The sequence below is a fragment of the Gloeomargarita sp. SRBZ-1_bins_9 genome, from assembly GCA_039794565.1.
Lineage (GTDB): Bacteria > Cyanobacteriota > Cyanobacteriia > Gloeomargaritales > Gloeomargaritaceae > Gloeomargarita.
On the sequence record JAUQVX010000009.1, the window covers coordinates 39,481 to 54,775 of the forward strand.

At 58.8% G+C, this 15,295-nt stretch carries 16 protein-coding genes, 1 tRNA gene and 1 pseudogene; 6 read left to right on the forward strand and 12 right to left on the reverse strand.

Going from position 1 to position 15,295, the window contains the following annotated elements:
* Positions 1-2: 2 nt before the first annotated feature.
* Positions 3-833: a type I methionyl aminopeptidase gene (gene map, locus Q6L55_08780; protein ID MEN9258804.1), complete on the reverse strand. Its 831-nt coding sequence runs from the start codon at positions 831-833 to the stop codon at positions 3-5.
* A 137-nt stretch (positions 834-970) separates the two neighbouring features.
* On the opposite strand from map, the gene groL reads away from it, so the two are divergent.
* The 5 genes and pseudogenes from groL to cobK all read left to right on the forward strand — a co-directional run bounded on the left by groL (position 971) and on the right by cobK (position 5,636).
* Complete coding sequence (gene groL / locus Q6L55_08785; GenBank protein ID MEN9258805.1) at positions 971-2,596, forward strand: chaperonin GroEL; 1,626 nt, start codon at positions 971-973, stop codon at positions 2,594-2,596.
* Positions 2,597-2,628: 32 nt separating this feature from the next.
* A tRNA-Lys gene (locus Q6L55_08790) sits at positions 2,629-2,700 on the forward strand.
* Positions 2,701-3,193: 493 nt separating this feature from the next.
* Positions 3,194-4,381 (forward strand): M20 family metallopeptidase, encoded by a 1,188-nt coding sequence (locus tag Q6L55_08795; protein MEN9258806.1) that lies wholly within the window; start codon positions 3,194-3,196, stop codon positions 4,379-4,381.
* Positions 4,378-4,965, forward strand: a complete 588-nt coding sequence (locus tag Q6L55_08800; protein ID MEN9258807.1) for a DUF4340 domain-containing protein — start codon at positions 4,378-4,380, stop codon at positions 4,963-4,965. The genes Q6L55_08795 and Q6L55_08800 overlap by 4 nt, the downstream gene beginning before the upstream one ends.
* Positions 4,962-5,636: pseudogene (cobK, locus tag Q6L55_08805) on the forward strand (precorrin-6A reductase). The gene Q6L55_08800 and the pseudogene cobK overlap by 4 nt, the downstream one beginning before the upstream one ends.
* A gap of 10 nt (positions 5,637-5,646) precedes the next feature.
* Here the strand turns inward: cobK and Q6L55_08810 are convergent.
* The 5 genes from Q6L55_08810 to Q6L55_08830 form a co-directional block, all read right to left on the reverse strand.
* Positions 5,647-6,285, reverse strand: a complete 639-nt coding sequence (locus Q6L55_08810) for an HD domain-containing protein (protein ID MEN9258808.1) — start codon at positions 6,283-6,285, stop codon at positions 5,647-5,649.
* Between the two features lie 4 nt (positions 6,286-6,289).
* The gene (locus tag Q6L55_08815; protein MEN9258809.1) at positions 6,290-6,457 is read right to left on the reverse strand and encodes a hypothetical protein; all 168 of its coding nucleotides are present in this window, start codon (positions 6,455-6,457) and stop codon (positions 6,290-6,292) included.
* A gap of 565 nt (positions 6,458-7,022) precedes the next feature.
* Positions 7,023-7,640, reverse strand: coding sequence for a response regulator transcription factor (locus tag Q6L55_08820; GenBank protein MEN9258810.1), 618 nt, complete (start codon positions 7,638-7,640; stop codon positions 7,023-7,025).
* A 103-nt stretch (positions 7,641-7,743) separates the two neighbouring features.
* Entirely contained in the window at positions 7,744-9,060 is a 1,317-nt protein-coding gene (gene rimO, locus Q6L55_08825; protein ID MEN9258811.1) for a 30S ribosomal protein S12 methylthiotransferase RimO, read from the reverse strand.
* A 37-nt stretch (positions 9,061-9,097) separates the two neighbouring features.
* Positions 9,098-9,322, reverse strand: coding sequence for a hypothetical protein (locus tag Q6L55_08830; protein MEN9258812.1), 225 nt, complete (start codon positions 9,320-9,322; stop codon positions 9,098-9,100).
* Between the two features lie 177 nt (positions 9,323-9,499).
* Here Q6L55_08830 and Q6L55_08835 point away from each other — a divergent pair, with 177 nt between their 5' ends.
* Positions 9,500-10,078 carry a flavodoxin family protein gene (locus tag Q6L55_08835; protein ID MEN9258813.1) on the forward strand — a complete coding sequence of 193 codons (579 nt, stop codon included), beginning with the start codon at positions 9,500-9,502 and terminating at the stop codon, positions 10,076-10,078.
* On the opposite strand, the gene Q6L55_08840 is transcribed toward Q6L55_08835, so the two are convergent.
* The 6 genes from Q6L55_08840 to Q6L55_08865 all read right to left on the reverse strand — a co-directional run bounded on the left by Q6L55_08840 (position 10,065) and on the right by Q6L55_08865 (position 15,246).
* On the reverse strand, positions 10,065-10,364 hold the full coding sequence (locus tag Q6L55_08840; GenBank protein ID MEN9258814.1) for a hypothetical protein: 300 nt from the start codon (positions 10,362-10,364) through the stop codon (positions 10,065-10,067). The two genes, Q6L55_08835 and Q6L55_08840, sit on opposite strands and share 14 nt — an antisense overlap.
* 131 nt (positions 10,365-10,495) lie before the next feature.
* Positions 10,496-10,696, reverse strand: a complete 201-nt coding sequence (locus Q6L55_08845) for a hypothetical protein (protein MEN9258815.1) — start codon at positions 10,694-10,696, stop codon at positions 10,496-10,498.
* Between the two features lie 9 nt (positions 10,697-10,705).
* A complete protein-coding gene (locus tag Q6L55_08850) occupies positions 10,706-11,974 on the reverse strand; it encodes a response regulator (GenBank protein MEN9258816.1) in 1,269 nt (422 codons plus the stop codon).
* Between the two features lie 126 nt (positions 11,975-12,100).
* A complete protein-coding gene (locus Q6L55_08855) occupies positions 12,101-13,873 on the reverse strand; it encodes a pentapeptide repeat-containing protein (GenBank protein MEN9258817.1) in 1,773 nt (590 codons plus the stop codon).
* Positions 13,874-13,913: 40 nt separating this feature from the next.
* Entirely contained in the window at positions 13,914-14,879 is a 966-nt protein-coding gene (locus tag Q6L55_08860) for a histidine kinase dimerization/phospho-acceptor domain-containing protein (GenBank protein MEN9258818.1), read from the reverse strand.
* 220 nt (positions 14,880-15,099) lie between these two features.
* A complete protein-coding gene (locus tag Q6L55_08865) occupies positions 15,100-15,246 on the reverse strand; it encodes a metallothionein (GenBank protein MEN9258819.1) in 147 nt (48 codons plus the stop codon).
* Between the last annotated feature and the right edge of the window lie 49 nt (positions 15,247-15,295).

The window sequence follows — 15,295 nt, forward strand, 5'->3', positions numbered from 1 at the left end:
CTCTAGAAATTCCGGTCCGTGAGAATCTCGTACCCCGTCGCCGTCACCAACACCGTGTGTTCGTACTGGGCCGACAGCTTGTTATCCACCGTCACCGCCGTCCACCGGTCCCGTAGGATACGGGTTTTGGCCGACCCCTGGTTAACGATTGGTTCAATCGCCAGCGTCATCCCTGCCCGCAACTTCACATTGGGCAACTGGTTAGTGCGGTAGTTAAACACCGACGGTTCCTCATGCAGATGGCGCCCCACCCCGTGGCCCGTAAAATCCTCCACCACCCGGTAGCCCTGGGCGCGCACGTAATCCTCAATCGCCCCAGCAATATCCATCAAGGTATTGCCCTCTTTCACCTGCTCGATGCCCTTGTAGAGAGCCGTTTCCGCCACCTGCATCAGCCGTTGGGCCTCCGGCGACACCTGCCCCACGGCAATCGTGATACAGGAATCCCCGTGAAACCCCTGGTAGTAGGCCCCCGTATCCACCTTGAGAATATCCCCTGGTTTGAGCACCTTTTTGGCGCTGGGGATGCCGTGCACCACTTCGTGATTGACGCTAGCGCAAATCGAGGCCGGAAAGCCGTGATACCCCTTAAAGCTAGGCGTAGCTCCCAGTTCCCGAATCCGCTGCTCGGCGTACTGGTCCAGTTCGAGGGTCGTCATACCCGGTTTGACCATCTCGCTGATTTCCCGCAACACCGTCGCCACAATCCGCGCCGCCACCCGCATAATTTCAATCTCCCGGGGGGATTTGATGGTGATCGGGCGTTGCTGGGGACGAGTCGCTTCCGCAGCCGGACGGCGTAGGGGAACCGTTAAGGAACTGAGTACATTCATGCCAGCGCCACTTTAGAAAGTGCAAAGTTTCTCAATCTATGGTAGGACAGTCACCCCCCCCCTGCCAAATTAGCACTCTCCCCGGCCGAGTGCTAAAGGATGTTACTATAGGCGATGGAGTGATTGGGGCAGAGCGTATGGTAAAGCTAGTCAGTTTTGATGAAGCAGCGCGCCAGTCCCTAGAGCGGGGGGTCAATGCCGTCGCTGACGCCGTGCGGGTGACCTTGGGGCCCCGTGGTCGCAACGTGGTTTTAGAGAAAAAATTTGGGGTGCCGGAGGTGGTCAACGATGGGGCCACCATTGCTAAGGAAATCGAACTGAGCCATCCCATGGAAAACACCGGCGCCCAACTGCTCAAGGAGGTGGCGGAAAAAACAGCCGATGTCGCTGGGGACGGCACCACCACCGCCTGTTTACTGGCCCAGGCCATGATTCTCGAGGGGATGAAAAACGTCTCCGCCGGCAGCAACCCCATCAATCTCAAACGGGGCATAGACCGGGCCGTGCAGTATCTGGTGGAAAAAATCAAGGAAGTCAGTCGGCCCGTCGAAGGGGAAATGGTCAAGCAGGTGGCCACCATTTCTGCCGGCAACGACGCCGAAGTGGGCCAGATGATTTATGAGGCGATGGAAAAAGTCACCAAAGACGGGGTGATCACGGTCGAGGAATCCAAATCCCTGCAAACTGAGCTGGAAGTCGTAGAGGGGATGGAAATTGACCGGGGTTACATTTCCCCCTACCTGGTGACCGACCAGGAAAACATGGTGGCCGAGTACGAAAACGTGCGGCTGTTGATTACCGACAAAAAAATCAGTGCGGTGGCCGACCTCATCCCCCTACTGGAGAAAATCAGCCGTTTGGGGCAGCCCCTGTTGATTATTGCCGAGGATGTGGAGGGGGAAGCCCTCGCCACCCTGGTGGTCAACAAGATGCGGGGCGTGTTGAATGTCTGCGCCATCAAGGCCCCTTCCTTTGGCGACCGGCGCAAGGCCATGCTGGAGGACATCGCCATCCTCACCAACGGTCAGTTCCTGTCGGAGGATTTGGGCTTTAAGTTGGACCAGGTGCAGCCGGATATGCTGGGGACGGCCCGCCGGGTTACTGTCAGCAAAGACCGCACCGTGATCGTGGCCGGTCAAGACACCCAGCGGCAGGTCCAGGCCCGGATTGCCCAACTGAAACAAGAACTGGCGGAAACCGACTCGGAATTTGACCGGGAAAAGCTACAGGAGCGGATTGCCAAATTGGCCGGCGGCGTGGCAGTGATCAAAGTGGGGGCCGCCACTGAAACTGAACTTAAGGAAAAGAAATTGCGCATAGAAGATGCCCTCCATGCCACCCGGGCTGCCGTAGAAGAAGGCATCATTCCCGGGGGCGGTGCCACGCTGGTGCATGTAGCCAAGGGATTGCCCGATCTGGCCGCTTCCCTACCTGACGCGGAAATGCGCACGGGGGTGGACATTGTCGCCCGCGCCGTGACCTATCCCCTGCGGCAAATCGCCGACAACAGCGGTGTCAACGGGGCCATTGTAGTGGAAAAGGTGCGGCAACTGGACTTACCCATGGGCTACAACGCCGTGACCGGCAACTACGAGGACCTGATCGCCGCCGGCATCATTGACCCGGCCAAGGTCACCCGGACCGCCCTGGAAAACGCGGCCTCCATCGCCGGCATGTTCTTGACCACGGAAGCCCTGGTGGTGGAAAAGCCCGAACCCAAGCCGGCCCGCAAACCTGGTCCAGGGGGGGATGACGACTTCTAAGCTCAGGAGCTAGGATAGTCCTTTGGGACGGTGGGTGACTGGCGCAACGGTAGCGCAACGGACTCTTAATCCGCTGGTTCAGGGTTCGAATCCCTGGTCACCCATCAGCAATGGGGGCGGTAGGGTCAGGTATGGACTACGACCCAGGACCCAACGCTCCACCACCAGGCTAGAGCCAAATGTAAACTTGTGTTTGCCAGTCAGGGGGAGAGTACTGCCAGCAGACCATAGTTATGAATTACTATCAGCCCTTGCTCATGGGGTGCCTACGCTTCACGACAATCCGCGCATTGGCATTCTAACTATGCACTGGAATTGGTGATGGGTGGGGGCAAATTCTTCTGACACCCTCGACTACCGCTTGAGGAAATACCAACCGTTTACAAACTAGCCGGTAAGGGTCTACGGATGGACACCTACCAAGTGCAACTGGGAATTCCCAGAATCCTGCCTATCAAGGCTAGTTCAACTTGGAAAGCGCGTCTAGCTACTTTACTATCCAGGGTCACTTGGAAGCAGAAGCATTTGGTGCCGTAAGGCCCATCACCCAGATGCTTGCTCTACCATAGGAACAACGGTCTGTTGCAGGAGTGACTTGTGGTTTCCCTGGCCGGTATTCGCCCGGAGATTCAAGCTCTGCAACCACGGTTGGTAGAGTGGCGGCGGGCGTTTCACCGACGACCGGAACTGGGTTTTCGGGAAATCGAAACGGCGGCGCGGGTTACGCGACTGCTGCGCCAGTGGGGCTACCAACCCCAAAGCGGGATTGCCCAAACAGGGGTCGTGGCGGTTTTGCCAGGGGGACGACCGGGACCGGTACTGGCCCTGCGGGCAGATATGGATGCCCTGCCGATTCAGGAACTCAACGAGGTCCCCTATCGCTCGGAAATTGATGGGGTGATGCACGCCTGCGGCCACGACGGGCACACGGCTATCCTGCTGGGGGTGGCGCATTACCTGGCCCAACATCAGCACGACTGGCAGGGAACGGTGAAGTTGATTTTTCAACCGGCGGAAGAAGGGCCGGGGGGCGCTAAACCCATGATCGAGGCGGGGGTGCTGGATCATCCCCGGGTGGAAGCCATCTTTGGCCTGCACTTGTGGAATGATTTGCCGGCTGGGACGGTGGGGGTGCGCGCTGGTCCCCTGATGGCGGCGTCGGATTTTTTCCGGTGCCGGATTCAAGGACGAGGGGGCCATGGGGCCAAACCGGAACAGACGATTGATGCGCTGGTGATTGGGGCGCAGATTGTGGTAGCTTTGCAAACGGTGGTGGCGCGCCAAGTCAGTCCTCTGGAACCGGCGGTGGTCACGGTGGGGGAGTTTCATGCGGGTTCGGCGCGGAATGTGATTGCCGACCAGGCTTATTTCGGTGGTACGGTGCGCTATTTCCACCCGGATTTGGCGCCGGTGTTGCCCCAGAAGTTGGAGGCGATAGTGGCGGGGATTTGCCATGCTTATGGTGCGCGCTACGAGTGGAGCTATGAGTATCTTTATCCGCCTTTGGTCAATGACCCGGCAATGGCAGAATTAGTGCGCTCGGTGGCCCAGCAGGTGGTAGAACCGGACCTGGGGGTGGTGCCGAATTGTCAAACCCTGGGGGGCGAAGATATGGCTTTTTTCCTGCAGGAGGTGCCGGGGTGCTATTTCTTTTTGGGGTCGGCTAATCCTGCTAAAGGACTGGACTTTCCCCACCACCATCCCCGCTTTGACTTTGATGAAACGGTGCTCAGTTTGGGCGTAGAATTGTTAGTGCGTTGCCTGGAGCAGTACCCCGGACGATGAAACTGGCTAAAAGTACGCTGCTGATTCTGGCACTGGCGCTGGGATTGGGGACTGGTGTGGCCCTGTGGGAGGGGGTCTTCAAGCCGCAACGTCAACAGGAGGCTACCCGCCGGGCGCGTTTGTTTAATTTCACGGAAAAGGACGCCACGGCCATCACCATCCGCCAGCCGAACCAAACGCTGCAGTTTGAACGGGTGAAGGCGGGGGAGTGGCGGATGCGGCAACCGGAGAGTAAACCGGCTAATGAGGCGCCGATTGCCTTTTTACTCAGCCAAATGACGACGGCCCAACGGGTGCAGGACCAGGACATCACCATTGCGGCCAAGGAGAAAGGGAAATTCGGCCTGGATAAACCCCTGGCGACGATTGAGGTGACGTTGGCCAATGGCAACCGGCATCGGCTGGTCCTGGGGAATGCGGATTTTACCGGGGTGGCTCTCTATGCCCTGATTGACCCACCGGTGGAGGGGGAGACGTTGCGGGTGGCACTGGTGCCCGTGGATTTGCGTAATGCGGTGGACCGGAATTTGTCCGAATGGCAGGCGGCACCCCCCAAGGAAGCTAAACCCAGCTCGCAACCGTGACGTTGTGGCTCATCGGTGGGACGCGGGAAAGTGCTGAGCTGGCCGCACGGTTGGGGACGGATGTTCCCTGTGTGATTACGGTGGCCAGCGAACGGGCCAGGCGACTCTACAACTGTCTTGCGGCACCGGTGGTGGTGGGGCGTCTCACGCCGGAGCAGCTGGACGCTTTTGTGCGAGCCTACCAGGTCACCCACATTCTGGATATGTCCCATCCCCACGCGGTTCAGATTTCCCAACTGGCGATAACCTGCGCCGAACGGTATCGTTTGCCCTACTTGCGCTACGAACGTCCCCAGATACACAACCCGTCGCCCTCCTGTTTCTACTGGCAGGAGGTGGAGGAGTTGTTTACGCGCTATCCCCTGGGTCGGGAGCGGATTCTGGTCACGGTGGGGTATCGGCAATTGCCCCGTCTGCGGCCCTATTGGGGCGAACATACCTGGTTTGTGCGGATTCTGCCGGACCCCGTGGCCCTGAATACGGCTTTGACGGTGGGATTTGCGCCGGAAAACATCGTGGCTATCTGGCCGCCGGTGAGTTATGCCCTGGAACGGGCGCTGTGGCAACAGTGGCGCATTACCCAGGTGATTGCGAAAGCGTCGGGGGTGCCGGGGGGGGAAGACGTAAAACAGACTTTGGCCCAAGAGTTGGGGGTGGTGTTGCACCTGCTGCACCGTCCGGCTATCGCTTATCCCCGGCAGACGGCTGATTTACAGGTGGCGCTGACGTTCGCTCAGCAAGGGCAGCTTCCACCAGCGCCTGGACCACCGTCTGCAACTGCTGGGCCAACCACCCTGGGCGACGGCGATGAAACAGCTCAGCCAAGCGCTGGTAATACCACAGGGTGCCCGTTTTACCGCCGCTAAAGCGCTCCCATAGTTGCTCCCCTCGCTGTTGGTAGTCGCGCCAGATGGCCTGGGCATTGTGCAGTTTGTCGGCATTGGCGACGAGCAAAACGTCTGCATCAACCTGCTCTAGGTGCTGCAAATAGTGCTCTTTGCGGGTCCGCCAGTCGCGGGTTTCTTGGTGTTCCCGGTCGGTACAGCCCTCAACAATGCGCAGGACGCGCTCGCCAAAGCGAGTAGCAATGTCGGCGGTGATTTGGTCCCGGGTGTAGGGACTATAGCGGGGGCCGTCTTCTAAGCTGTCGTGTAACAGCGCAGCAATGGCTTGGTCCTCATCGCCGCCGTTTTCCAGCACCAGGGCACTCACCGCCAACAGATGGCTGAGGTAGGGAATAGCTGTGCCCTTGCGCACCTGGGATTGGTGTAGTTGGTGGGCGTAGGCTAAGGCTTGGGCAAAACGTTCGCTCAACATCATGACATCAGTCCGCGATGGCCGGTGTTTGTTTGGCTGGCAAAGGCACCACCTGGTCCCCGGCGGCCCACAGCTTGCGCAGGTCCCGGAAGACACAGCGGGTTTTCAATGGGGGGGCAAAGACAACCGCCGCTGCTGCCAGATCATCGCTCCACCACCCAACCGTGCAAGCCATGACAAGGTTTACTCGGGAACCCAATCTTAAATATTTTATTTATGGATTTATGGCTTTGGTTCCACCTACGAACAGTTATTCCCCGGCAGCCAGCCCCATACCGCCGAAACCCTGGCGACCGCCACCCAATATGTCCAGCAACTGAAGGCCAACCTGGGGGGCACCAAAATCTATCCGGTTTGGGAGCAGACCATCCAACAGGTCAGCCATTGGAGCAGGTCCTAAAGCTGGCGCAGGGCCATCGCAGTCGGGTGCGTGATGCAGCAGTTTGCCCGCATCGCCGTACCCCACGCTGAACGGGTGCATCTCGATGGGGGTGGTTTGCCCGGGTGTTGCCCCCTCTATTCCACGACCAGCGGTGGACCCTAAGTTGGGGTGGCAGCGTAAGCGCCTGGAAACAGTGGTGGCGGCAGGTTGTTTAAACCCCACCTACCACGGCGCAACCGTAGACTTCGACTTCGTGTTTCCAACAAATCCGATTACCCACCGGAATTGGCAAGCCCCATTGGGGTAGAGCGCCTGCCTGACAAGCAGGATGTCGCTGGTTCGATTCCAGTATCGCCCATTACCAATTAAAGTGACTGATAGCCCAGCGGGTTAATTCCGTGCGGTTATTCAGGCCTACCTTGCTCAAGATATTGCTCACATGGCTTTCCACAGTGCGCCGCGACACCTTCAATTCATCGGCCACCTGTTGATTGGTCAACCCCTGGGCCACCAGCCGCAACACGCGCCGCTCGGTAGGTGTGAGATAGACATCGGGTGACGCCTGGGTCAAGGACCCCCCCTGGGCCATCCACCCCAACCGCGCCAGGGAAGCCCGAATTTGGGCCAATAATTCCTCCGGTTCAAAGGGTTTGACCAAATAGACATCCCCCCCGGCGTTCAACCCCACAATCCGGTCGCTGACATCCCCTTTGGCCGACAGAAAAATCAAAGGAATCGAGCGCAGACGGGGATGTTGCCGTAGCCGTTGGACAAATTCATAACCGTCCATCACCGGCATCATCACATCGCAAATAATTAAATGGGGATGCACTTGCTCAAGCAGCTCCCACGCCTCCTGTCCGTTGGCCGCCGTCAAAACGGTGTACCCCCCCTCCATCTCCAGATATTCCTTGGTCAAAAACCGGAGCTGGTCATCGTCATCTATGAGGACAATAATGGGTGTATCGGCCGTCATTGTAAACTCCTAAATGCAAAACGGCGATCCCTAGTAAACGTAGTTTATCCCATCCCCACCAGCTTAGTGGTTAGTCAAATATCAGAAAGGTCCGGCGGTAGGGCTATGGTGGGACGGCGACTTCCCCGTAGAGGTCATAGACATCGGCTCGGGTGATTTTGACCGGGACAATGGTGCCCAGGCTGGCCGAGCCGGTCACATAAACCTGACCATCCACTTCCGGTGAAAAACGGGCAGCCCGCCCAATTTTGACCCCTGTTTCCGGGTTTTCCTGCTCCAGCAACACGTCCACCACCCGACCGATGTACTGCTGGTGCTTGGCCAGGGAAATGGGTTGCTGGCGCTGCATCAAGGCCCGCTGGCGACGACGTTTGGTCCGCTCCGGTACTTGATTGGGCAGGCGGGCTGCCGGCGTCCCCTCCTCCGGGGAAAACGTAAACACCCCCACATGATCGAACTGGTGATGTTCCACAAACCGGCACAGGTGGGCAAAGTGTGCGGACGTTTCCCCAGGAAAACCCACGATAAACGTGGTACGAATCACGGCCTCCGGTAAGGTCTCCCGGATGGTTGCCAGCAAGCGGTCGTTCACCTCGGGCTGCCAGGGGCGGTTCATGGCCCGCAGGATGTCCGGGTGGGAGTGCTGCAGGGGCAGGTCAATGTAGGGCAACACGTTGGGCACATCCCGAAACGCCCGCAAAACCTCCGGCGTCAGACCAGTGGGATAGCCGTAATGCACCCGAATCCAAGGAATGGGCACGTCCCCCAGAGCATACAGCAAGTCGGCTAGGCGGGGTCTGCCGTACAAATCCAGGCCGTAGTTGGTGGTGATTTGGGAAATCAGGATCAGCTCCTGCACCCCCTGGTCGGCCAACTCCCGCGCCTCAGCTACGATGGATTCAATAGAGCGGGAACGCTGGTCCCCCCGCAACCGGGGAATGATGCAAAAACTGCAGCGGTAGTCACACCCCTCCGCGATGCGCAAATAGGCCACCGGTGCACAGGTGGTGCGATAGCGGGGAACCGTTTCATCGGCCAGGTAGGTAGGTTTATCGCTCACTTGCAGAACCCGATCGCCCCGCTCGACTCGCTCAATTATCTGGGCAATGTGCTGATAATCGCCGGTCCCCACCACCGCCACCGCTTCAGGAATCACCTCCAGGAGTTCCGCCCGAAACTGCTGCGCCAAACAGCCAGTAATAATCACCTTCTTGTCCGCCTCGGCCAATTCCACCAATGTCCGTACCGATTCCCGGCGAGCCGCTTCGATAAAACTACAGGTGTTGACCACCACATAATCGGCCTGTGCAGGGTCGCTATCTACCCGGTATCCCGCCGCCGCCAGCAACCCCAGCATGTGTTCCGTGTCAATACGATTCTTTTCGCACCCCAGATGGGTAAAAGCAATTCGCGGCCGCACCCCTGTTAGCTGGTCTCACTGCGTACCCCAGTATAGCTTAGGCCTCCGCCTGCCAGCACCGCTCTAGCCAAGCTGCCTGAGCTGCCCTTGTACTGGTCACCTGGCGCACCACACTCCACACCAACAGGGCCGCCTGGGGTGTATCCACCTCAATCTCTAACGGTCCATAGGCCCCACAGCGACAAGGAACCCCCAACTCCTGCAACCGCCGATAAATGAGCCACCGCTGCGGCTCTATTCCCCCCTGCGCCGGCCTTTCCATATACTGCCGCTGACCCTCCGCGTCCTTTGCTGACAATTATAGTCAATAAGGAGATTTTTGAAAATAGATAGCAACAATTAATTGTCCGACTAAAGGGATAACCCGGACGGGGGGTGGCTCGTTGCACCGTATCACTTTGGGTTACGATGGAGGTCGTAGTCGTGGGGCCTGGTATTTATGGCGCAAGTAGCCATTGTTTACTTTTCTGGGATGGGGCATACGCACCTGATGGCCGAGGCCGTGGCTGCTGGTGCCCAGCAGGTACCCGGAACCACGGTGGAACTGTTGCGGATTACGGGGGAGCAGATTCACCAGGGGCGTTGGCAGGACGAAACCTACCTGGAGCGACTCCACCGAGCGGATGCCATTGTATTTGGCTCGCCGACCTATATGGGGGGGGTAGCTGCCCAATTCAAGGCGTTTTTAGATGCCACCAGTGGGATTTGGTTCCAACAGCGCTGGAAGGATAAGCTGGCGGGGGGATTCACCCATTCCAGTTCCCCCAGCGGCGATAAACAGGGCACGCTGCTGTACTTGGTCGTCCATGCGGCCCAGCACGGCATGGTCTGGGTGGGAGCAGCCGATTTACCCGACGCCACAGGGGTCAATCGGTTAGGGTCATTTTTGGGGGTGATGGGGCAAAGTCCCATGCCGATGGATGGTCAACCCACCCTGGACCCCGGCGACCGGGAAACAGCCGTGCGTTATGGCCAGCGCATCGCTCAGTTGGCCCGGCGATGGACTAAGGCTGTGTAGAACGAAACCCTGTCGCTTTTGCGCGCCCCAGGGAGGCCAAGGCATGGCCCAACTCCATGGGGAAGGCTACTGGCCAGGCCGTTTCCGCTATGAGTTTCGCAGCCTCCACCGTCAGCCCCCAGTGGCGCACCTTTTCCCCCACGATAGCGGCAATTTGCTCCTGGATTTTCTCCCGCTCCGAGAGCAGTTCATCCACAGGGAAGAGGCCCCCACCACGGGCGGATTGGGCGTACAGAGACGTGGCAAAGCGGTAGTCCTGCCCCCGAGTCACCGCCGGCGCCGTCAATTACCACCGGCACATTGTCCCGGCTGATGGCCCGCTGGCGGGGAGTGTTGAGTACCTGTACCCGCAGTCCACAAACCCCACGGTTTCCAGAATGGGTGGGACATAGAACACCCCCAGCCCCCGTACCTCGCTCAAGCGCCCAAAGAATTACCCCCTTTACTCGCACCCCAGCGACCCATGCCCACCAACGCTGTCACCGGCCAGGGCGTCCGTTCGGGAATTTTGGGTGTTCTCCAGGCCAGCAGCAACAATAGGTCGTCCCAGGGGTGGGCATACAGCCGCGCACCCTCTCGCTCCTGAATGATTGTCGGTACCTCTGTGGCAGTTACCATGAGAAGTCGCTAAGACCCGGAATAGCGGGACCCGCGCCACTGTAATTTACTGCTTTTGCTGTCCTTTCCTGTGCCGGCCTCTCGGGATTGCCGCTGATGGGGGAGCTCAAGCGGGAGGTTCGCTGGCGCAAATAGGGGTGGTTTGGCGGCCAGAGAGCGCGGCAGGGGGGCGTAATGACTCACAAGGGTCAGTAACTGCTCCGGGGTAAAGGGTTTAAGCAGGATGTCGGTCACCGTCGGCGAGGAAATTTGCTGGTCCATCGTATCCTCAACGGGGGCCATGAGAATGAGGGGGGTTTCCTGGCAGACCGGCGTTTTCCGCAAAAAATTACACAGCTCCTGGCTGTTGACCGTCGCCAGCCCCTTGTCAATCAAAATGACATCGGGGTTGGCCTCCAGCAGCGCCGTGATTTGCAGCATGGGGTCGGCAATGGCCAGGACGCGATAACCCGCTTGCACCAGTACCGTTTCTAGGTACTTGAGCATCACCGGGCTGGCATCCAAGCAGGCCACGACGGGTTGCCGGGTTGAGGTTTCTAGGTCTGTAAAGGTCGTGACCGGCGCGCTCTGCCCCATCACCGGACTGGGTAAATCCGGCAATAGTTGCAACTCCACCCAGCCCCGTTGCACCCACTGTACCACCGGTCCTACTGTGGCCTTGAGGGGTTTGCGGGTCAGATTCATGATGTCCCACAGGGTGTACTGGCCGCTGAGCAGCATGGGCCACTCTGGACTGGGGATCTGGTGGGTGCGCTGGGCCACTGGTGTCCAGTCGGGGGAAAGTTGCGCGCCGTTCGACAGTTGCCGGACACCGGTGGCCTGCCATTGCTCCCGCAACTGCTGGGCCTCCTGCACCACCTGTTCCACCTGTAAAAGGGCAATCTGGCGCTCCAGGCTCTGCCCCATCTGCAATTGAACCGTGACCTCATCGGCGGCCAAGACGGCAAATAACACCTCTAAAACACTACTGAGAATAACCGCCTTCGCCTGGGTGGGGGTCAAACGGCCCTGGATTGTGCCCTGCACCAGCGCCCAATACTCCCACGGCTGGGTGGCTTCTAAGGCCGACCAATCCGGTTGAAATTGGGGGCAATGGGTTTCTACCGCCCGATACCAGCGGCGCACCCGATGGCTCCCCCCAGTGGCGTACAACAACCGCCCCATAAAAAAATACAGCCACCAGTGCTGTTGCCCGGACTCAACCACTAACGTCCCCGTCACCTGTTGCTGATGCAAAGCCGTCAGCTCACGCCGTATGTCATGGGTGATATTGCTCATGTACCTTCCCCTAGCCTAACCCCCACTGTCGGTGTATGATGGTGTATGATAGCGACCCCCAGACTTCGTAAGTGTTCTTTTTGTAACAGTTCGTAAATGTTCGGGAACTCCTAGACAGCAGCCAATCTAGGTATCGACCACTTGGGGTAGGACAGCACCGGTCAAGTTGGCCCCCTCTAAATGGGTCTGTTCCATCTGGGCTTGCCAAAGGTTAGCGCCAGTAAGGTTGGCCCGTTCCAGGTTGGCCCGATGCAAAACTGCTCCGTGAAGGTTGGTAGCGTACAGGTTGGTTTGCCACAAATCAGCACCGGTGAAATTAGCACCGGCAGCCAGGGCTTCACTCAAATTGGCCCCCCGTAGCCGGCTCTGGGAGAAGTTGGCGGAGCTAAGATTACTGTTGACCAATTGGGCGTTACTGAGGTTGGCCTGGCTGAGGTTGGCCCCGATCAGATTGGCGCCGCTGAGGTTGGCTTCCCGCAAATTAGTTTTGACCAATTCGGCACCCATCAAATTAGCACCCGTCAGCTTGGCACCGGTCAGCAAACAACCGCTTAAGTTCGCCAGCATCAGCTCTGCGCGACAGAGATTGATACCTTCTAGGTTGGCCCCCTGCAGGTTACAGCCAACTAGGCGCATCCCACTGAAATCCCGCTCACCCGCAGCGTAGCGTTCCAGCAGTTGCCGGGCCTGGACATCCGGGTCCTCCAGATGGTCCTCCACCTGTTCCGGGTCCGGGGGGGCTGCAGGGATAGGTTCAAGGGGGATACCAACCTCCCTAGTCATCGGCCGGTGCAAGGGGGCGTAACGACCGACCAATTGCAATAATTCCTCGGGATTCAGCGGCTTTTTGAGGATTTCCGTAACCCCAGCCAAGCGGGCGCGGGTGCGGTTGACAATGCCCTCATGGGCCGTGATCAGAAAAATCGGCGTATCCCGAAAAGTGGATGTTTTGCGTAGTAAAGCACACAGTTCATAGCCGTTGACATGGGGCATCACCCAGTCCATGAGGATGACATCCGGTTTCGCCTCCAGCAGGGCGGCCATCTGGGTCATCGGTTCCGCCAGCGTCATCACCCGATAACCGGCGCGGGCCAGGGTGCCTTCCACAACTTTGAGCATCACCGGGCTGTCGTCCAGACAAGCAATCAGGGGCTGGTCAGGGTTGTCTGGGGTGCGGACAGAGCTAGATTCCTGCACTGGGGCCGGCAAATCCGGTATCACCTGCAGTTCCACCCACCCCTGTTGTACCCACCGCACAATCGGCCCGACGGTCTGCAGCACTGACTTGCGGGTTAACCCAACCAAATCCCAGAGGGTCTGTTGGCCCCTAAGCCAAGCCACCCACTGTTGATCAGGGATACTGTCCGGCCGGCAGGCTATGGGAGCCAAATCAGGGGATAAGTGTTTGGCCACATGCTGCAACTGCCCCCAGCCTGCCGCTTGCCATTGGTGCTGCAACTGGGCGACCTCCTCGAGCACCCGTTCCACCTGCAACAGGGCAATTTGACTGCCCAAACCCTGGCCTGCCTGGAAACGATAGGTCACCTGGTCCTGGGCAAGGATGGTAAACAACACCTCCAAAACGCTATTCCAGATGACGGCTTTGGCCTGAGCCGGCGTCAAACGTCCCTGCTTGGTTCCCTGCACCAACGCCCAATACTCCCACGGCTGGGTGGCTTCTAAAGCCGACCAATCCGGTTGAAATTGGGGACAGTGAGCCTTCAGGCTACGATACCAGCGCCGCACCCGGTGGCTCCCCCCGGTGGCGTACAGCAAGCGGCCTAGGAAGAAATACAACCACCATCGCTGTCCCCCCGCTTGCACATGCAGGGTGCCCGTTGCTTGCCGTTGCTGACAGGCCAGGAGTTCCTGCTTGAAATCTTGGTTCACACCAACCATCCCACCTTGAGGCCCTCTCCCTTCTTAGCGTAACGGTTTTCTAAACCGGTTTACTATGTCCCAGTTCCTGGGCAGAGTGCGCACGGGCCGCCCGGGGCAACTCCAAAACCAACCCCTGGTCCAACAACAACCGCCCCTGGATGCGCTCCACCAGCATCTGGGTGATGGCCAGTCCCATACTGGGTCGCGTCGGCCCCAAGGGATACCACAATTCCCCCAGCTCTAACTCCGGTACACCAATCTGCAAACCACTGCCATCGCGCCAGGAACGCACCTGCACCTGGGCTTGCCCTGGGGTGTGGGTCAAGGCATAGTCCAACACCTGCACCAGAACCGGCACAAGCAACTTCGGGTCCGTCCACACCGGCGGTACATCCTGAATGCGCCATACCACCCGTTCGCCACCCTGCCGTCCCTCCAACTCCTGCATGACCTCCGGCACCAAATCCGCCAGGTACACGGGCCGGAAATGCCCCGGCGTCATCTGCCAGCGGGCCACCTGCAACACCGTCTCGATCAAATTGGTCAACTGCTGCACCTGCCCCTGCACAATTTCCAGAAAGTGACGGATTTGCTCCCGGCTCAAGCGGTCCTGGGCCTGCAACAAGGTTTCGACAAAACCCTTGATGCTGGTCAGGGGGGTGCGCAATTCGTGGCTGACGGTGGCCATGAATTCCTCCTGGGACTGCTCCAAATCCCGACTGTGCTCCGGAATAAAACTCCACACCAACCCGGTGAGGTTCGGCTGGGTGAGGGGCCGCACCGTGACCCGCATCACCAACCAATTGTCCTGCTGGCCTAAACGCACCCGCCCCCCGGCGTCGCGCCAGCGTAAATAGGGCGTCAATTCCGGCCAAAACTCAGTAATGCCATGGCCCTGGAGGCGCTGGGGATCAAAGCAAAACCAATCGGCCATGGCCCAATTGCAGTGCTCAATCCGCCCCTGCTCTGTGGTCAACACCACCCCAATCGGTAGACAATTGATAAGGTCGGCAGCCAAGGTCATCGCTGGGGGACAAGGAGATTAAATCTAGTCTAACGATCCCCGGAAAACCCCCAGAAATTATCATCGGAAAAACTTAATGGCTGCGAAGGAATAGTTAAGGACTTTCTGTTGAGTAAATATACCGATGGCCTTGCCCAAAACAGGTTGCCCGGACCACCCGCCCTTGGCTAAAGGGGCTGACCGGCACAACCTGTCGTCAAGGGAAATACCCCCCGCCGCCCTAGCAGGGACAACCGGCGTGACCACAACCCGACCCCTGGGGATGCCCCTGGGCACAGGCCTCGCTGCAATAGACCTTATCCCCTACCCGGATGGCCGTCGCCGGGTCCACCTGGCACACACACCGCTCACAGTCGCACTTGACCATCACCCAACCTCCACAAGCGAGTCATAAACATACTATACACATACTATAT

Coding starts and splice junctions, on each gene's coding strand:
- map (MEN9258804.1), bottom strand. CDS start 833: ATGAATGTACTCAGTTCCTTAACGGTTCCCCTACGCCGTCCGGCTGCG.
- groL (MEN9258805.1), top strand. CDS start 971: ATGGTAAAGCTAGTCAGTTTTGATGAAGCAGCGCGCCAGTCCCTAGAG.
- Q6L55_08800 (MEN9258807.1), top strand. CDS start 4,378: ATGAAACTGGCTAAAAGTACGCTGCTGATTCTGGCACTGGCGCTGGGA.
- Q6L55_08810 (MEN9258808.1), bottom strand. CDS start 6,285: ATGATGTTGAGCGAACGTTTTGCCCAAGCCTTAGCCTACGCCCACCAA.
- Q6L55_08815 (MEN9258809.1), bottom strand. CDS start 6,457: ATGGCTTGCACGGTTGGGTGGTGGAGCGATGATCTGGCAGCAGCGGCG.
- Q6L55_08820 (MEN9258810.1), bottom strand. CDS start 7,640: ATGACGGCCGATACACCCATTATTGTCCTCATAGATGACGATGACCAG.
- Q6L55_08830 (MEN9258812.1), bottom strand. CDS start 9,322: ATGGAAAGGCCGGCGCAGGGGGGAATAGAGCCGCAGCGGTGGCTCATT.
- Q6L55_08835 (MEN9258813.1), top strand. CDS start 9,500: ATGGCGCAAGTAGCCATTGTTTACTTTTCTGGGATGGGGCATACGCAC.
- Q6L55_08845 (MEN9258815.1), bottom strand. CDS start 10,696: ATGGTAACTGCCACAGAGGTACCGACAATCATTCAGGAGCGAGAGGGT.
- Q6L55_08850 (MEN9258816.1), bottom strand. CDS start 11,974: ATGAGCAATATCACCCATGACATACGGCGTGAGCTGACGGCTTTGCAT.
- Q6L55_08855 (MEN9258817.1), bottom strand. CDS start 13,873: ATGGTTGGTGTGAACCAAGATTTCAAGCAGGAACTCCTGGCCTGTCAG.
- Q6L55_08860 (MEN9258818.1), bottom strand. CDS start 14,879: ATGACCTTGGCTGCCGACCTTATCAATTGTCTACCGATTGGGGTGGTG.
- Q6L55_08865 (MEN9258819.1), bottom strand. CDS start 15,246: ATGGTCAAGTGCGACTGTGAGCGGTGTGTGTGCCAGGTGGACCCGGCG.